Annotated in this window: 11 protein-coding genes and 1 pseudogene; 9 read left to right on the forward strand and 3 right to left on the reverse strand. The window is 69.7% G+C overall.

Annotation, left to right across the window (positions count from 1 at the left end; translation table 11 throughout):
* Nucleotides 1-91 precede the first annotated feature (91 nt).
* From AC1DZ6_RS04185 to AC1DZ6_RS04195, 3 genes are all read left to right on the forward strand, one after another.
* The gene (locus AC1DZ6_RS04185; RefSeq protein ID WP_477095935.1) at nucleotides 92-604 is read left to right on the forward strand and encodes a methylated-DNA--[protein]-cysteine S-methyltransferase; all 513 of its coding nucleotides are present in this window, start codon (nucleotides 92-94) and stop codon (nucleotides 602-604) included.
* Nucleotides 605-748: 144 nt separating this feature from the next.
* On the forward strand, nucleotides 749-1,597 hold the full coding sequence (locus tag AC1DZ6_RS04190) for an SMP-30/gluconolactonase/LRE family protein (RefSeq protein WP_477095936.1): 849 nt from the start codon (nucleotides 749-751) through the stop codon (nucleotides 1,595-1,597).
* A gap of 85 nt (nucleotides 1,598-1,682) precedes the next feature.
* The gene (locus AC1DZ6_RS04195) at nucleotides 1,683-3,446 is read left to right on the forward strand and encodes a chloride channel protein (protein WP_477095937.1); all 1,764 of its coding nucleotides are present in this window, start codon (nucleotides 1,683-1,685) and stop codon (nucleotides 3,444-3,446) included.
* A gap of 32 nt (nucleotides 3,447-3,478) precedes the next feature.
* Here AC1DZ6_RS04195 and AC1DZ6_RS04200 read toward each other — a convergent pair whose 3' ends face one another.
* On the reverse strand, nucleotides 3,479-4,774 hold the full coding sequence (locus AC1DZ6_RS04200; protein WP_477095938.1) for an alpha/beta hydrolase family protein: 1,296 nt from the start codon (nucleotides 4,772-4,774) through the stop codon (nucleotides 3,479-3,481).
* A gap of 168 nt (nucleotides 4,775-4,942) precedes the next feature.
* Between AC1DZ6_RS04200 and AC1DZ6_RS04205 the strand changes: the two genes are divergently transcribed.
* The 4 genes from AC1DZ6_RS04205 (at nucleotide 4,943) to AC1DZ6_RS04220 (ending at nucleotide 10,205) form a co-directional block, all read left to right on the forward strand.
* Nucleotides 4,943-5,647 carry a helix-turn-helix domain-containing protein gene (locus tag AC1DZ6_RS04205; protein ID WP_477095939.1) on the forward strand — a complete coding sequence of 235 codons (705 nt, stop codon included), beginning with the start codon at nucleotides 4,943-4,945 and terminating at the stop codon, nucleotides 5,645-5,647.
* Between the two features lie 46 nt (nucleotides 5,648-5,693).
* Nucleotides 5,694-6,377 carry a class I SAM-dependent methyltransferase gene (locus tag AC1DZ6_RS04210; RefSeq protein ID WP_477095940.1) on the forward strand — a complete coding sequence of 228 codons (684 nt, stop codon included), beginning with the start codon at nucleotides 5,694-5,696 and terminating at the stop codon, nucleotides 6,375-6,377.
* Between the two features lie 44 nt (nucleotides 6,378-6,421).
* On the forward strand, nucleotides 6,422-8,734 hold the full coding sequence (locus tag AC1DZ6_RS04215; RefSeq protein ID WP_477095941.1) for an acyl-CoA dehydrogenase: 2,313 nt from the start codon (nucleotides 6,422-6,424) through the stop codon (nucleotides 8,732-8,734).
* 115 nt (nucleotides 8,735-8,849) lie between these two features.
* On the forward strand, nucleotides 8,850-10,205 hold the full coding sequence (locus AC1DZ6_RS04220) for a glycoside hydrolase family 53 protein (RefSeq protein ID WP_477095942.1): 1,356 nt from the start codon (nucleotides 8,850-8,852) through the stop codon (nucleotides 10,203-10,205).
* 45 nt (nucleotides 10,206-10,250) lie between these two features.
* Here the strand turns inward: AC1DZ6_RS04220 and ggt are convergent, their stop codons facing one another.
* Together ggt and AC1DZ6_RS04230 are read right to left on the reverse strand one after the other, a co-directional pair.
* On the reverse strand, nucleotides 10,251-11,948 hold the full coding sequence (gene ggt, locus AC1DZ6_RS04225) for a gamma-glutamyltransferase (RefSeq protein WP_477095943.1): 1,698 nt from the start codon (nucleotides 11,946-11,948) through the stop codon (nucleotides 10,251-10,253).
* A gap of 171 nt (nucleotides 11,949-12,119) precedes the next feature.
* On the reverse strand, nucleotides 12,120-12,830 hold the full coding sequence (locus AC1DZ6_RS04230; protein WP_477095944.1) for a DUF899 family protein: 711 nt from the start codon (nucleotides 12,828-12,830) through the stop codon (nucleotides 12,120-12,122).
* A gap of 332 nt (nucleotides 12,831-13,162) precedes the next feature.
* Here AC1DZ6_RS04230 and AC1DZ6_RS04235 point away from each other — a divergent pair, with 332 nt between their 5' ends.
* Together AC1DZ6_RS04235 and AC1DZ6_RS04240 are read left to right on the forward strand one after the other, a co-directional pair.
* On the forward strand, nucleotides 13,163-15,820 hold the full coding sequence (locus AC1DZ6_RS04235; RefSeq protein WP_477095945.1) for a TonB-dependent receptor: 2,658 nt from the start codon (nucleotides 13,163-13,165) through the stop codon (nucleotides 15,818-15,820).
* Nucleotides 15,821-15,968: 148 nt separating this feature from the next.
* Nucleotides 15,969-16,902 (forward strand): annotated as a pseudogene (locus AC1DZ6_RS04240) (beta-galactosidase); the annotation flags it as partial.

Below are 16,902 nucleotides of genomic sequence, written 5' to 3' on the forward strand. Positions count from 1 at the left end.
GAGGCCTGGCGGCCCTGGCGCGCCTACGCCGCCCTGCACCTGTGGGCCTCGCTGGCCGACGAGGGCGCGCCGCCGGTGCGGAAGGTCAAGCGTGCGGCCTGAGGTCCTGACGCTTGATGTGCTGAAGACTCCGATCGGCGAGATCGACGTGGTCGTCGACGCCGAAGGCAGCCTGCGCGTGCTGGAATTCCACGACCAGCCCCAGCGCCTGGCCCGAGCTCTGCGGCTGCACCACCGCGACCAGCCCGTGGAAACCGGCCCCGCGTCGAGCTCCGTGCGCGACGGCCTGGCGGCCTATTTCGCCGGCGAGCTGGCGGCGCTGAAGACCGTGCCCTGGGCGATCGGCGGCACGGCCTTCCAGCAACAGGTCTGGAACGCCCTGGTCGAGATCCCGCTGGGCGAGGCGACGACCTATGCCCGCCTGGCCCAGCGGATCGGCCGGCCCAGCGCCGTGCGGGCCGTCGGCCTGGCCAACGGCGCCAACCCGATCGCCGTCGTCGTACCCTGCCACCGGGTGATCGGAACCGGCGGCGCCCTGACCGGCTACGGCGGCGGCGTCGAACGCAAGCGCTGGCTGTTGGCGCATGAGGGCGTCGGCGGCTGATCCTTCTCCCCCTGCGGGAGAGGGAAGAAACCGACGTTCATCGACGCCGCGTGGCAGCTCGCAGATTTTCACCCCTCGTAACGCCGTCCTGTCGCAATCGCGCCTCCTGCCACGTCTTTGAGTCATCACCCGCAGGAGCGCCCCATGACCGTCCCCGTCCTCGAAACCCGAACCCTGCTGACCGGCCTGGTGATGGGCGAGTCGCCGCGCTGGTGGAACGGCCGGCTGTGGGTCTGCGACTGGGGCGCGCGCGAACTGCTGACGGTCGACATGGTCGGATGTCGCGAGACGATCATCGCGGTCGACGCCCTGCCCTTCTGCATCGATCCGCGCCCCGACGACCGGCTGCTGGTCAGCGCGGCCGGACAGGTGCTGCTGCTGGCCCCGCACCGCCAGCTGAAGCGCCATGGCGACCTGTCGGGGCTGTCCGACAAGCCCTGGAACGAGATCGTCGTTGATGGGCGCGGCGCCGCCTACGTCAACAACATCGGCTTCGACTTCCCGCACGGCGAGGTGACGACCGGTATCATCGCCCTGGTCACGCCGGACGGCAGGGCGCGCCAGGTCGCCGACGGCGTGGAATTTCCCAACGGCATGGCGATCACGCCCGACGGCAAGACCCTGATCCTGGCGGAGTCCTACGGCCAATGTCTGACCGCCTTCGACATCGCCGCCGACGGCGGTCTGTCGAACCGGCGGGTCTGGGCGCAGGTCGACGGCCACCCGGACGGGATCTGCCTCGATGCCGAGGGAGCCGTCTGGTACGCCGACGTGCCGGGCCGCTGCTGCGTGCGGGTGGCGGAGGGCGGAGAGGTTCTGGCCCGGGTCGAGGCCGATCGCGGCTGCTTCTCCTGCGCTCTGGGCGGGCCCGACGGGACGACCCTGTTCATCGTCGCGGCCGACTGGCGCGGTCCCGAGGGCATGGGCCAGCCGACGCGGAGCGGCGTGGTGCTGACGGCCCAGGCCCCGGCGCCCGCCGCCGCGCGGGGCTAGGTCCGCACGCCCCCCGTTTCTTGGCCAGCGTTGCCTCGCCCGGCGCAGCCCCTAAGATGGCGCGTCCCGCGGAACCCTAAGCGTCATGCAGCTGTCCCTCCCGACCACCACCTCCGTGCGCTGGCTCAGCTGGCTGCGGCGGCGGATCCGGTCCAGCGAGCTGTGGCTGATCGCGGTGGCCACCCTGATCGGGGCCGCGGCCGGGGCCCTGGCGGTGCTGCAGGCCAAGCTGGCCCACGGCCTGCAGGTGATGCTGTTCGCCATCGACATGGATTCGCGCCTCAGCGCCCAAAGCATGATCGCCCCGTGGCGGACCCTGGCCATTCCCATCGGCGGCCTGGTGCTGGGCCTGGCCACCTGGGCCTGGTTGAAGTATCGCCCCAAGCCCGCCGTCGACCCGGTCGAGGCCAACGCCCTGCACGGCGGCCATCTGTCGGTCCGCGACAGCGCTTTCATCTGTGGCCAGACGATGCTGTCGAACGGGGTCGGCGCCTCGGTCGGGCTGGAGGCCGCCTACGCCCAGGCCGGGGCGGCCATCGCYTCGTTCGCCGGCCAGCGGCTGAACCTGCGCCGGGCCGACATGCGCACCCTGGTCGGGGCCGGGGCCGGCGCCGCCATCGCCGCCGCGTTCGGCGCGCCCCTGACCGGGGCCTTCTACGCGTTCGAGATCGTCATCGGGGCCTACACCGTCGCCAACCTGGCCCCCGTGGCCGCCGCCGCCCTGGCCGCGGTGCTGGTGGCCGGACGGATGGGCGGCCTGCCCTATCTGCTGAAGACCTCGACCCCAGCCGTGCAGTCCTGGTTCGACTACGGCCTCTACGCCTTGCTGGGCGTGGTCTGCGCCTTCGCGGGCATCGCCCTGATGCGGCTGGTGGCCTCGGCCGAGGGGCTGGTGGCCAAGTCGAAACTGCCCAAGACCTTCCGCCCGGTGGTCGGCGGGGTGGCCCTGGCGGCCATGGCGATGATCACGCCCCAGACCCTGTCGGCCGGCCACGGCGCGGTGCACGTCAACCTGACCGCCGAGCTGGGCCTGAAGATGCTGCTGATCCTGCTGGCCATGAAGGCCTTGGCCAGCGTCGTGTCGCTCAGCTTCGGCTTCCGGGGCGGGCTGTTCTTCGCCTCGCTGTTCCTGGGCGTTCTGGTCGGCCAGATCTTCGCGGCCCTGACCGTGTTCGTGCCCTGGCTGCCGTCGCTAGACCCGACGGTGGCGGCCCTGGTCGGCCTGGGCGCGTTCGGCGTCGCGGTCGTCGGCGGGCCTTTCACCATGTCGTTCCTAGTGCTGGAGGCGACCGGCGACTTCACCGTCGCGGCGGCCGCCCTGGTCGCCTCGCTGATCGCCAGCGCCCTGGTGCGCGAGACCTTCGGCTACTCGTTCTCGACCTGGCGGCTGCACCTGCGCGGCGAGACCATCCGCAGCGCCCACGACGTGTCGTGGATGCGCCCGCTGACCGCCGGCCGGATGATGCGCAAGGACACCAAGACCATCCCCGCCGAGGCCACCCTGGCGGAGTTTCGCCGCCGCTATCCTCTGGGTTCGACCAAGCGGGTGGTGGCCCTGGACGCCACCGGCCGCTACGCCGGCATCGTCCGCACCGCCCTGGCCTACGCCCACCCCGACGACAGCGAGCAGGCCGTGGCCTCCCTGGTCCTCTACACCGACACCGCCCTGACGGCCGACGAGTCGATCAAGGACGTCATGCGCGCCTTCGACCACACCCAGGCCGACGAACTGGCGGTGATCGACGCCAACCGCGAGGTGATCGGCATCCTGTCCGAAGCCTATGCGACGCGCCGCTACGCCGAGGAGCTGGACAAGGCGCGGCGGGAGCTGACGGGGGAAGCGGGGTAGCCCTCACGAACCTTCGCCCAGAGGGAGAAGGTTTATGTGCGCCCGGTCAGGATCCAGCTGGCCATCTGGTCGAACAGGCCCGGCGGGTAGGCCGTGACGTCGCCCTCGGGTCCTTTCGACTTCTGGAGCAGCCCGTGGTCGGCGTCGGGGAAGACGATCACATCCACGTCTGGCCGAACCTTCTGGATCTCCGCCAGCACCTTCACCGTGCCCGCGCTGGGCGCCTGACGGTCGCGGCCGCCCAGCAGCCAGAGCTGGCGCGGCTTGATCGTCTCGATGACCGGACGCGGCTCATAGTCGAAGGTCAGACCCTGAGACAGCGCTGGCCCGTTGGCCCGGGCCTCGGCCGAGGTCGCCCGCAGCAGCACGCCGGTGTAGGAGCGCGGCTGGATCGCCGCCAGCCACGGCTCGCCGGCGTACTTCTGCTTCAGCGCCTCCAGGGCTTCGAACCCGTCGGTGAAGTTGGACCGCACCACTCGCTCGGTGGCGGCGGTCAGCATATCGGCCTTGGCCAGGACCGCGTCGTCGAAGCCGGCCTGACGCAGCTGACCCTCCACCACCGCCCGGTCCTGGGCGGGCGGTCCCTCGGCCATGGCGAAGGCCGGAATGACGAAGTCGAGCGGCGTCAGGGTGGCTGTCAGCGGCGCGACCCAGCCGCCCTGGCTGCCGCCGATCACCCCGATCTTGCCGACGCCCGGCGCCAGTCGACGGACCTCGCGGACGGCGGCCACGGTGTCGGCGGCGCGCAGATGGAAGTCGGCGGTGAAGGCCCCGCCCGAACCGCCCGTGCCGCGCTTATCGTAGACGAAGACCCCGACGCCGCGACGGGCCAGCTCGAACTGCCAGCCCATGTCGTCCGTGTCCGGATCGTTGTTGGAGCCACCGATCCAGACGGCCACGGCCTTGGCCTTGCCGCCCGGCGGCAGCACCAGCTTGCCGCGCAGCTCGACGTCGCCGCTGCGGAACGTCGTCTCACGAACGACCAGCGGCAGGCGGTGGCCCGCTTGCGTCCCCGCCGTGCTCTCCAGCCGCACCACCCCGGTCGCGCAGGGCTCGAAGCGCAGCGCCAGCTTGGGCGGACCCGACGAGGCGTAGCCGCCGTCGGCCTGCTCCACCAGCCGGCCAAGCCCGCCCTCGGAACGCCCATAACGCAGGTCGCGCGGATGGCCGGCGCTGCCGGTGATGCTGAGGAAACGACCGTCCGGCAGGGCGTAGGCGCCGAGCCGGCATTGCAGGCCGGCGTCCAGCCGGGTCTTGACGACCGGGTCCATGACGATCGGCGCGGCCTGGACGGCGAGCGCCATGATCACGAGTGGCAGGGCAAGCATGCGGGTCTCCTCAAGCGAGACCACAGACGCGTCCCATAGGTTAGAGGCTTGCGCGGCCCTGTTTGGATGCAACGCCCGAGGACTTCGACGCTCCTGACCTTGCCGACGGCGCGGACGGCCTTAGGTGTAGCGGGGCGGAACGACCGTTGCGTCGCGAGGAACCGGGCTGTGACCGATGGGCTCTGGCATGGCCAACTGGACCTCGGCGATCGCTGGGCGGTCTGGCGCGGCTCGATCGGGCACGGCGCGCCGCACCGGCATCTGGCCGCGCAGTTGGTGCTGTCTGACACGCCGGTCAGCGTCCACGACGGTCTGGGCCGTCTCCATACCGCCCGGGCCGTGCTGATCGATCCCCTGGTGCTGCATCGCCTCGAACCGCACGATCAGGCGCGGCAGGTCTATATCGAGGCCGTGGCRCCCAGCGTCGATGCCGTCGCCATGCTGGCGGCCCTGCGCCCCCTGCCCGAGGCCGCGATCCTGAGCTCGCCCAATCCGCGCCTGCAGACCTGGCGGCGGGTGCTGACCGACCCCGACGCCCCCCACCCCGCGCCGCTGCCAGGCAACCTCCAGCGCTCGCTGGCCGTGGTCGACGAACGCCTGGCCGACGGGCTGGTGCCTCTGGCGGCGGCGGCGCGGGCGGCGGACCTGTCGCCCGAGCGCTATCGCCACGTCTTCGTCGAGGCGATGGGCCTGCCGTTCCGGCGCTACCTGCTGTGGCGACGGGTGCAGCGGGCCTTCGACGCGCTGACACGAGGAGACGACGTGACCACGGCGGCCCACGCGGCCGGCTTCGCCGACGCCGCCCATTTCGCCCGCACGCTGAAGGCGATGTTCGGCGTCACCGCGACCCAGATCATCAAGCCGGGCGTCTAGCCGCTACGTTCAAGCGTTCGCGCCCGCCGGTCGCCATCCTGAGCGCATGACCGACACCCGCACCCCCGACACCCGGCCCTATGTTCCCGCCCTCGGCCGCCCCGAACTGACCGGGCTGTATGATCGCGTCGTCGCCGTGGCCGCCCGCGAGCGGGTCTGGCGCGCCGCGTTCCTGACCCTGGTCGATCCCCGGCCCGGCGAGACGATCCTCGACGTCGGCTGCGGCACCGGCGCCTTCGCGGTGATGCTGAAGACCGCCTGCCCGGCCGCGCGGATCATCGGCGTCGATCCGGACCCCGCGATCCTGGCTCTGGCGGCCGCCAAGGCGCGCCAAGCGGGGGTCGAGATCGAATGGCGCCAGGCCCTGGGCGACCGCCTGGCCGACATCGCGCCGCTTGGGTCGGCGGACAAGGTGGTCTCCAGCCTGGTGCTGCACCAATGCCCCCTGCCGATGAAACAGGCGATCCTGGACGCCATGCACGCGGCGTTGAAACCCGGCGCCGCAATGATGGTCGCCGACTACGGCCTGCAGCGCACGGCCCTGATGCGGCTGCTGTTCAGGCTGGTGCAGATGGTCGACGGCTTCGACCTGACCACACCCAACGCCCGGGGCGTGCTGCCCTCCCTGATGACCCAGGCCGGGTTCGCGGGCGTCGAGGAACGCCGGGTGATCCCGACCCCGACCGGATCGATCTCGCTCTACACGGCGGACCGGCCGTCGGAGCCGTAGCGGCGGCAAGGCGTTTGATGTCCATCGGTAACCGAGATGGCGTCATGACCAGCTTCAACTTCCGCCGGGATCTGATCACCCGGCCGATCCTCCAGTGGGCGCGCGGCGTGATGCCGGCCCTGTCCCAGACCGAGCGCGAGGCGATCGACGCCGGCGACACCTGGTGGGACGCCGCCCTGTTCACCGGCGATCCGGACTGGAACGAGCTGCTGGCCTTCCCGACGCCCAGGCTGCGTCCCGACGAGCAGGCCTTCATCGACGGGCCGGTCAACACCCTGTGCGCCATGCTCGACGACTGGAACATGACCTGGGAGACCCGCGACCTGCCGCCCGAGGCCTGGTCCTATCTGAAGAGCCAGAAGTTCTTCGGGATGATCATTCCGAAGGCCTACGGCGGCCTGGGCTTCAGCGCCTTCGGCCACGCCGAGATCGTCCGCAAGATCGCCACCCGCTCGGTGTCGGCGGCGGTGACGGCCATGGTGCCCAACTCGCTCGGTCCGGGCGAACTGATCATGAAGTTCGGCGCCCAGGCCCAGCGCGACCAATGGCTGCCGCGCCTGGCCGACGGCCGCGAGGTGCCCGCCTTCGGCCTGACCAGCCCCGAGGCCGGGTCGGACGCCGGGGCCATGATCGACGAGGGCGTGGTCTGCCGCGGAACCTGGAAGGGCCAGGAGGTCCTGGGCATCCGCCTCAACTGGCACAAGCGCTACATCACCCTGGGTCCGGTCTGCACGGTGCTGGGCCTGGCCTTCAAGCTGCGCGACCCCGACCACCTGCTGGGCGACGTGGAAGACATCGGCATCACCTGCGCCCTGGTCCCGACCGACACCGCCGGGGTCGAGATCGGCCGCCGCCACCTGCCCGCTTTCCAGACGTTCCAGAACGGTCCCAACTGGGGCAAGGACGTCTTCATCCCGATGGAGATGGTGATCGGCGGCGCCGAGCGCGTCGGCCAGGGCTGGAAGATGCTGATGACCGCCCTGGCGGCCGGGCGCGGGATCTCGCTTCCGGCCCTGTCGGGCGCGGCGGCCTCGTTCAGCGCCCTGACCACCGGCAGCTACGCCCGCGTCCGCAACCAGTTCGGCGTGCCGATCGGCAAGTTCGAGGGCGTGCAGGAGCGCCTGGCCCGCATCGCCGGCAACGCCTACCTGCTGGACGCCGCCCGCCGGCTGACCTGCACGGGCCTGGACCTGGGCCACCATCCGTCGGTGATCTCGGCCCTGCTGAAGTCCGGCGCCACCGAGCGCATGCGGGTGGTGGTCAACGACGCCATGGACGTGCATGGCGGCAAGGCGGTGATCGAGGGGCCGCGCAACTACATGGGCTCGCAGTACCGGGCCATTCCGGTCGGCATCACGGTCGAGGGCGCCAACATCCTGACCCGCAGCCTGATGGTGTTCGGCCAGGGCGCCATCCGGGCCCATCCGTTCATGCTGCAGGAGATCCTGGCGATCGGCGAGGAAGACCGGTCCAAGGGCTTGGCCGAGTTCGACGCGGTGTTCTGGAAGCACGTGGCCCACGCGATCCGCACGGGCCTGAACGCCTGGAGCCGCAGTTGGACCGGCGGGGCCTTCGCGCCGGCCCCGGACGCCGGCCGCGCCAGCCGGTTCTATCGCCAGATGGGCCGCTACAGCGCCGCCTTCGCCCTGACCTCCGACATCGCCCTGCTGACCCTCGGCGGCGCCCTGAAGCGCAAGGAGATGCTGTCGGGCCGGCTGGGCGACATCCTGGCCGAGCTCTATTTCCTGTCGAGCGCCCTGAAGCGGTGGGAGGACGAGGGCCGCCAGGACGCCGACTTCCCGCTGCTGCAATGGTGCATGGACACCGGCTTCGCCACCATCGAGCAGCGCTTCGACGAGGTGTTCGCCAACCTGCCCAACCCGCTGGCGGGCTGGCTGCTGCGGGCGGCGATCCTGCCTCTGGGGCCGCGTCGCCGAGGTCCGTCGGACAAGGTGACCACCGCCTGCGCCGAGCTGCTGCTGGCCCCGTCGGCCACCCGCGACCGGCTGATCGAGAACGTCTATGTCGGCGGCCAGGACGAGGCGGTCGGCCAACTGATCGACGCCTTCGAGCGGGTGGTCGCCACCCAGCCGATCCACGACCGCCTGCGCGCCCAGAAGATCCGGAACTGGAAGGACGGGGTCGAGGGCGGCTGGGTCACGGCTGACGAAATCGCGGCGCTGGAGGCGGCCGACAAGGCCGTGGCGGCGGTGATCGAGGTCGATGACTTCGCGCATGACGGCCTGGCGGTGCGCAGCGTGGCCGACGCACGGCCCGCGCGCCCGATCTGGACCGACGGCGTGACGCCGAGGCCGGACCTCAGCGAGCACCGGACGTTCAGCGGGGTGGAGTCGTAGGCCTGAAACTCTCTCCCCATGGGAGAGGGTGAAGAACGGGCTTGATTTATAATATAAATACCCCGACCTTCCCGCCGCCTCCCTCGCGAGGCGCGTAACGTCGGGAGAGAACGTCATGCGGGGCAACCGCTTCATCGTCGCCGGAATGGCCGCCAGCCTGCTGAGCCTGACCGCCGCTCAGGCCGCCGAGCCCCCGATCTATCTCGGCGTCGACATCTCCTACGCCAACGAGATGGACGACTGCGGCGCGGTCTACAAATCCGGCGGCCAGACGGTGGACCAGTTCAAGTTCTTCAAATCGGCCGGGGCCAACGTGGCGCGGATCCGCATCTGGAACGACCCGGACTGGACCAAGTATTCCAACCTCGCCGACGTCAAGCGCAGCATCCGCCGCGCCAAGCAGGCCGGCATGCAGGTGCTGCTCGACTTCCACTATTCCGACGACTGGGCCGACGGCGACAAGCAGCTGGCCCCCAAGGCCTGGGCCAAGCTCTCGACGCCCGACCAGGCCAAGGCGCTGTACGCGTTCACCCACGACACCCTGACCGAGCTGAACCGTGAAGGCCTGATGCCCGAGCTGGTGCAGGTGGGCAACGAGACCAACGGCGAGATCGTCTCCAGCCTGGCCAAGGCCAAGGAGCCGATCCACTGGGACCGCAACGCCCTGCTGTTCAACGCCGGCATCAAGGCCGTTCGCGACGTCAGCAAGGAGACCGGGACCAAGCCTCGGCTGATGCTGCACATCGCCCAGCCCGAGAACGTCGAGCCCTGGTTCGAAGCGGCGACCAAGGCGGGCGTCACCGACTACGACATCATCGGCCTCAGCTACTACAGCAAGTGGTCCAAGCGCTCGATGGCCCAGCTGGGCCAGACCATCAACCGCCTGCGCAACACCTATGCGGCCGACGTTCTGGTGGTCGAGACGGCCTATCCCTTCACCACCGAGAACGCCGACAGCTCGCCCAACCTGCTGGGCGAGGACTCGCTGATCGCCGGCTACCCGGCCACTCCAGCCGGCCAGAAGAAGTACCTGGTCGACCTGACCCAGCTGGTCTTCGACAACGGCGGCACGGGCGTCTTCTACTGGGAGCCGGCCTGGGTCTCGACCAAGTCCTGCGGCACCCGCTGGGGCAAGGGCTCCAACTGGGAGAACGCGGCGGTGTTCGACTACAAGGGCCAGGCCCTGGACAGCGCCGAGGGCTGGCTGAAGCACGCCTACGTCCTGCCGGTCGAGGTGACTTTCAAGGCGAAGGTGGCGGGCGACGCGGCCTACATCGACGGCGACTTCCTGGGCGGCGTCGGGCCTAAGGCCATGACCCGCGAAGGCGACGCCTTCGTCTACCGCACCCGCCTGGCGCCCGGGACCTCGGTGACCGTGGCCACGGCGGCGACGGCTGCGGCGGTGGCCGACGCCGCGGCCGTGACGGCGACGGTGGGGCAACGAGCCAGCGTGGTGCCGATTGCGCCTTAGAGAATAGGAACCCCTCTCTCAAAGAGAGAGGGGTCTTCAGCTCCCCTACTTCACCACCAGCGCCACCCCGCGCGCCCGGGGATCGGCCTCCGGAACGGGCGCCCCGTCGATCACCTGGATCGCCTCGATGTCGCCGTTGTAGTCCTGGGCCTCGACCTTGTAGCCACGTTCCGCCAAGGCCACCCGCAAGGCGGGCGGGAACGGCGCGTAGGGTTCGGAGAAGATCACGTTCTCCGGCAGCAGCTGATGGTGGAAGCGCATCTGCTTCTGGGCCTCCCCCAACGACAGGCGGTGGTCGTAGACGTCGGCCAGGACCTGAAACACCGAGGTGAAGATCCGCGAGCCGCCGGGCGTGCCGATCACCATGGCCACGCGGCCGTCACGCAGCAGGATGGTCGGGGTCATCGACGACAGCGGCCGCTTGCCCGGCGCGATGGCGTTGGCGTCGCCGCCCACCACGCCGAACATGTTGGGCGCGCCGGGCTTGGCCGAGAAGTCGTCCATCTCGTCGTTGAGCAGGAAGCCCGCGCCCTCGACCACCACGCCCGAACCGAACCAGCCGTTCAGCGTGTAGGTGTTGGACACCGCGTTGCCCCAGCGGTCGACGATCGAGAAATGGGTGGTCTGCGGCTTCTCCAGGCCCGGCTTCACCGCCGGGGTGGCGGAGGGCTTGACGGGATCGATCTCGCCGGCCCGGCGGGCGATATAGGCCGGGTCGACCAGGGCGGTGACCGGGACCTTCCAGAAGTCCGGATCGCCGAGATATTCGGCCCGGTCGGCGAAGACCCGCTTTTCCATCTCCGAGACCAGATGGACGTACTGCGGGCTGTTCAGCACCACGCCGGCGAAAAGGGGCGCGGCGTCCTGTTTCATCAGCAGCAACTGCAGCAGGGCGATGCCGCCAGAGCTGGGCGGCGGCGCGGTGATCACCCGATAGCCGCGCCAGTCGGCCTGGAGCGGCTCGCGCCAGACGGCCTTGTACGCGGCTAGGTCGGCCTTGCTGATCAGCCCCTTCTCGCCACGGGCCATCTGGGCGACCAGCAGGTCRGCGGTTTGGCCCGTGTAGAACTCCGCGTCGCCGCCCTTGGCGATGCGCTCGAGAGTGGCGGCAAGCTCGGGCTGACGGAAAGCCTCGCCGGCCTTCATGGCGCCGAACCGCGCCTGAAAGTTGGTCACGCCGACGAAAGGCCCCTGGCTGCCCTCGACGATGCCGATCAGTTGCGGCGTGACCAGGAAACCGTCGCGGGCATAGCGGATCGCCGGAGCCAGAACCCGCGCCCAGGGCAGCTTGCCGAACCGCTCGTGGGCCATGGCCATGCCGCGCACCGTGCCGGGAACGCCCACCGACAGGTTGCCGACGATGCTGCGCGCCGCGACCGGTTCGCCCTTGTCGTCGAGAAACATGCCGGCCGTGGCGCCGGCGGGGGCGGTCTCTCGATAGTCGAGGAAGTAGGGCTTGCCGTCAACGACCAGCGTCATGAAGCCGCCGCCGCCCAGATTGCCCGCCTCCGGATAGGTCACCGCCAAGGCGAAGGCCGTCGCCACCGCGGCGTCCACCGCGTTGCCGCCCTGCTTGAGGATTTCCTCGGCCGCCAGGGCGCCGTAGCGATCGGGCGAGGCGACAGCGCCGGCGCTCAGGGTGGACGCGGCGAYGGGCCTGGGCTTTTCCGCCGCGAAAGTCGGTGGGGCGGCGAGCGTGACGAGCGTCGCGAGGACGAGCCCGATCCTGGTGAACAGATGCAAGCTCAGCCTCCTCCGCGATCCTGGTTGGAGGCTAGAGCATTCCCGAAGCTTGTCATCCCGGACAAGGCCCGAAGGGCCGCCGATCCTGGACCGCCGGAAGCTCTGAGTTCACGGGTCGGTCCCGGATCTTCGCGCTGCGCGCTCGTCCGGGATGACAACCGTTTTTGGCTCCTACTTCCCGTACTCCAAACTCGGATACCAATCCTCGCCGCGCCCGTCCGGCGTCATGTCCAGGAAGTTCCACAGCGGCACGAGGTCCGGCGCGCCGCGCGGGTCCTGGCCGGGGTCGGCGCTGTCGCCGGTCATCTCGCCGGACCAGAAGTGGCGGATCGTCCCGTCCTGGCGGTCGAAGACGTTGTAGGCCGGGATCTCGTCGCCGTTCGGCAGCAGGCCGAAATAGTCGCGGGAATAGTCGCCGGTCAGGTCGGTGTAGAGCCGCAGGTTTTTCCAGCCCCGTTCGTTCTTGAAGGCGACAAGCCGCTCGAGCGGCGAGCGCGCCACCACGACCAGGGACATGCGTTGGTCCAGGTCGGCGGCGTTGCCGTCCAGCGGCCCCAGCAGAGCCGTGCACATCGGACAGGGCCGCTCGCGCTGCGGCCCGAACATGAAGCTGTAGACGCCCAGGGTTTTCTTGCCGCGGAACAGGCCGGCGAAGTCGACCGGTCCCTCCTCGCCCTCGAACCGGTAGTCGCCGGTCACCGGCCCGCCCGGCGGCAAAGCGCGGCGCTGCTCGGCGACGCGCTCGAGGTGACGGCGCAGCTCCAGTTCCTCGGCCAGCAGGGCCGTGCGCGCGGCGCGGTACTCGGGGCTCTCGTTGGGAAACCGCACCGGGCTTCGCGCGGCGAGCTCGGCGGCGGGGGTGAGGGTCGTATGGGCGTCCATGGTCGGGTCTCCGTGTCCGTGTCCGTGTCCGTGTCCGTGTCCGTGTCCGGCCACAGCATAACCCGCGAGCGGCGCAAGTGGTCCCCGCGCCACACCAAGGCCGTGAATTGACACCGCTATCCATGGCCAGGCTTGTCATGTGTGATTGATATGATAAATAGCGCTTCCCAGCTAACGCTCGACGTCGGCGGGGAGCGCTCGTCAGAAGCGCATCGGCGCGGCCACCGCGCCCACCTGTACCGGCGGTCTTTCAGCGCCGGCCACACAAGTCCGCATCACAACATGAGCAGCGGTGTCTTAAGAACGCCGCGCCGTCGTCCTTTGGGGGAACCATGATGTCTCACTACAAACTCCTCGCCGCCGCCAGTGGCCTGGCCCTGATGGCCGCCGCCAGCGCCCACGCGCAAACGGCCCCGGCCGCCCAAACCGAGTCCGCCCAGGTCGACGAAGTCGTCGTCACCGGCGTGCGCAAGAGCCTGCGCGAGGCGCTGGACGTCAAGCGCGGCTCCGACAAGGTCGTCGAAGCCATCTCGGCCAAGGACATCGGCGTCCTGCCCGACGTCACCATCGCCGAGTCGATCGCGCGCCTGCCAGGCGTCAACGCCACCCGCGACCGCGGCAACGACAGCCAGGCCGTCGTGCGCGGCCTGGGCGCCCGCCTGGTGCTGGGCACCGTCAACGGCCGCGAAGTCGCCTCGTCCGAGCCGGACCGCAACGTCCGCTGGGAAATCTATCCGTCGGAAGTCGTCTCGGGCGTCCAGGTCTACAAGTCGCAATCGGCCGACCTGATCGCCGGCGGCGTGGCCGCGACGATCAACATCGATACGATCGCCCCCCTTGACTACAAGGGTCCCGAATTCGTGGTCCGCGCCGGCCCGGTCTTCTATGACGGCGGCAAGGACATCCCCAACTACGACACCACCGGCTATCGCGCCTCGGGCTCGTGGGTCCACAAGGTCAATGACGACCTGGCCTTCGTGCTGGGCCTGACCACCCAGAAGCAGAAGAACGGCTACGGCTCGTTCACCGGCTGGGGTTACAACGACTCCAACGCCCGCCCGCCGGCCGGCGCCAGCGACTTCAGCAGCGACCTGAACCGTGACGGCAAGGTCGACTACACGCCTTGGGGCGCGCAGATGTCGGCCAGCCGCATCGACCAGAAGCGCACCGGCGTCTCCACCGGCCTGCAGTACAAGCCCAGCGACAACTTCGAACTGAAGGCCGACGCCCTCTATTCGAAGATCGAGATCACCGAGGTCCAGGACCAGACGGTCTGGGGCGCCAACAACTGGGGCAACTGGAACAAGAACGACGGCACCAACACCGGTTGGAACGACGCCGACTATCACGCACCCGGCGCCTCGTTCACCCTGGTCAACAACGCCGTCGTGGCCGCCACCCTGCCCTTCAGCTCGGTCCAGACCGTGCTGGCCAAGTACACCGAGGACAAGGAACTGTTYGTCGGCGGCCTGAACGGCAAGTGGACCGGCGACCAGTGGACCGTCGTCGCCGACGCCTCCTACTCGAAGGCCGAGCGGACCAACACCTGGAAGGCCGTGCGCTTCGAGGCCTGGCCGACCTGGACCAGCTTCGACTGGCGGGCCGGCAAGACCCCGACCATCACCACCAGCCAGGACAGCCTCGGCCTGAGCCAGACGGCCGACCTGGCCGGCTCGCATGACGGCCCCGAGCACCTGAACGACGAACTGAAGGCCGCGACCCTGGACTTCACCCGCGACCTGCAGGGCGTGCCGTTCAAGAGCTTCCAGTTCGGCGTCCGGGCTTCGGACCGCACCAAGGACCACACCAGCTTCAGCTTCGCCCCCGCCGCGACCGGCGCGACCATCCCCGCCGCCCTGCTGACCGCCTACAAGCTGGGCGACGGCGCCAACGTACCGGCTCTGCTGACCGGCGACATCGACAAGATCGCGGCGGTCGCCTACGCCCCCAACSCCTTCGCCCTGGCGAACGCGACCGAGGAGCTGGGCGAGCGCTGGAGCGTCAACGAGACGGTCTTCGAAGGCTACGGCAAGCTGAACTTCGCGGCTGACAGCTTCGCCGGCTCGTGGGCGACCGGCAATGTCGGCGTCCGCGTGGTTCACACCGACACCAGCAGCGACGGCCAGCAGCAGGACACCGCCAGCGCCTTCAAGGCCGTGACGGTCGACAACGACTACACCGACATCCTGCCCTCGGCGAACGCCAAGTTCGACTTCGGCGACGGCAAGGTGTTCCGCCTGGGCCTGGCCAAGGTGATCGCCCGTCCGCCGCTGGACGAGCTGCGCGCCAGCCGCACCCTGGCCAACTGGTCGCCGTGGACCGGCAGCGCCGGCAATCCGAAGCTGAAGCCCTTCGAGGCCTGGCAGCTGGACGCCTCGGCCGAGTGGTACTTCCGTCCCGAGGCCCTGGTGGCCGCGTCCTACTACTACAAGGACGTCGACTCCTACATCGGCTGGAAGCAGACCCCGGTGGCCTTCGGCGGCCAGACCTACACGGTCGCCAGCCCGGCGAACGGCGGCAAGGGCTACATCCAGGGCCTGGAACTGACCTTCCAGACGCCGTTCTTCTTCCTGCCGGGTCCGCTCAGCAAGTTCGGGATCTATTCGAACTACGCCTTCGTCGACTCCGACCTGAAAGAGTTCTCGCCGGCCAACAACCCGCTCGACATGACGGGCCTGGCCAAGCACACCGCGACGGTCGACCTGTGGTACGCCAACGGTCCGATCGAGGCGCGCCTGGGCTGGAAGTACCACAGCCCAATGACCGTGATTTACGGCTGGAACGGCTCGGACCTGCAGACCCTGGAGAGCGAGAAGACCCTCGACTTCAGCTCGTCCTACAGCTTCAACGACCACGTCACCGTCCGCTTCCAGGTCAACAACCTGACCAACGAGGAACTGCGGATGTACCGCGACAACGATCCCAACCGGATCGGCCGCTACGACAGCTACGGCCGTCGCTTCCTCGCGGACGTGACCCTGAAGTTCTAACCCTTTCGCCACCCTTCTCCTGCGGAGGGGTGGCGGCGGCAAGCTCGGCTTGCCAAGCTGGATCGATCACCCTCCCCGATCATCCTGCGACTGGGGAGGAAGCGCACCGCTTCCTCCCCATTTTTTTGCTTTTTTGCGTGAGGACTCCATGGCCGACTTCAGCCGCCGCCAAGCTCTGGCCGCCACCGCCGGCGCCGCCGCCCTGGCCGCCGCCGCTTCCGCCGCCAGCGCCGCCCCTAAAGGCAAGACGCCCGCCACGCCCGCGCTCTCCCTCCTTCCCACCATCGATCTGGCCCCGCGCGAGCGCCTCTCGCTGGACTTCGACTGGCGCTTCAAGCTGGGCCACGCCCAGGATCCGGCCCGCGACTTCGGTTTCGGGGCCAACCAGCGCACCTACGCCAAGGCCGGCGCGACCGCCGCCAACTGGCAGGTCAGCCAGCTCTCGGCCCCCGACTTCGACGCCGGYGCCTGGGCGCCCGTCACCCTGCCCCACGACTGGGGCGTGGAGCTGCCCTTCGTCGACAACCCCGCCTATGTCCCGTCCGGCAAGCCCGACGACGAGGACCTGCGCGCCGCCCACGGCTACAAGCCCCTGGGCCGCGAGTTCCCCGAGACCAGCATCGGCTGGTACCGCAAGACCTTCGCCCTGCCCGCCGCCGACGCCGGCAAGCGGCTGTCGATCGAGTTCGACGGCGCCTTCCGCGACGCCACCGTCATCGTCAACGGTTACATCCTCGAGCGCGAAGAGAGCGGCTACAGCCCGTTCCGCGTCGACATCACCGACATCGCCAATATCGGCGCCGACAACAGCCTGGTCGTGCGGGTCGACGCCAGCCTGGGCGAGGGCTGGTTCTACGAGGGGGCGGGCCTCTATCGCCACGTCTGGCTGGTCAAGACCGCTCCGGTCCACGTCCCGCAGTGGGGCGTGTTCGTGCGCGCCAAGGTCGATGGGACCCTGACCATCGACGCCGACCTGATCAACGAAGGCGACGCGAGGGCGGAGTTCGAGCTGCTGCACACGGTGCTCGACGGCGCCGGCAAGCCRGTGCTGACCCCGGCCGCCGCTCCGGGCCGTCTGCCGG

The organism is Caulobacter sp. P1_B12_2 (assembly GCF_056406675.1).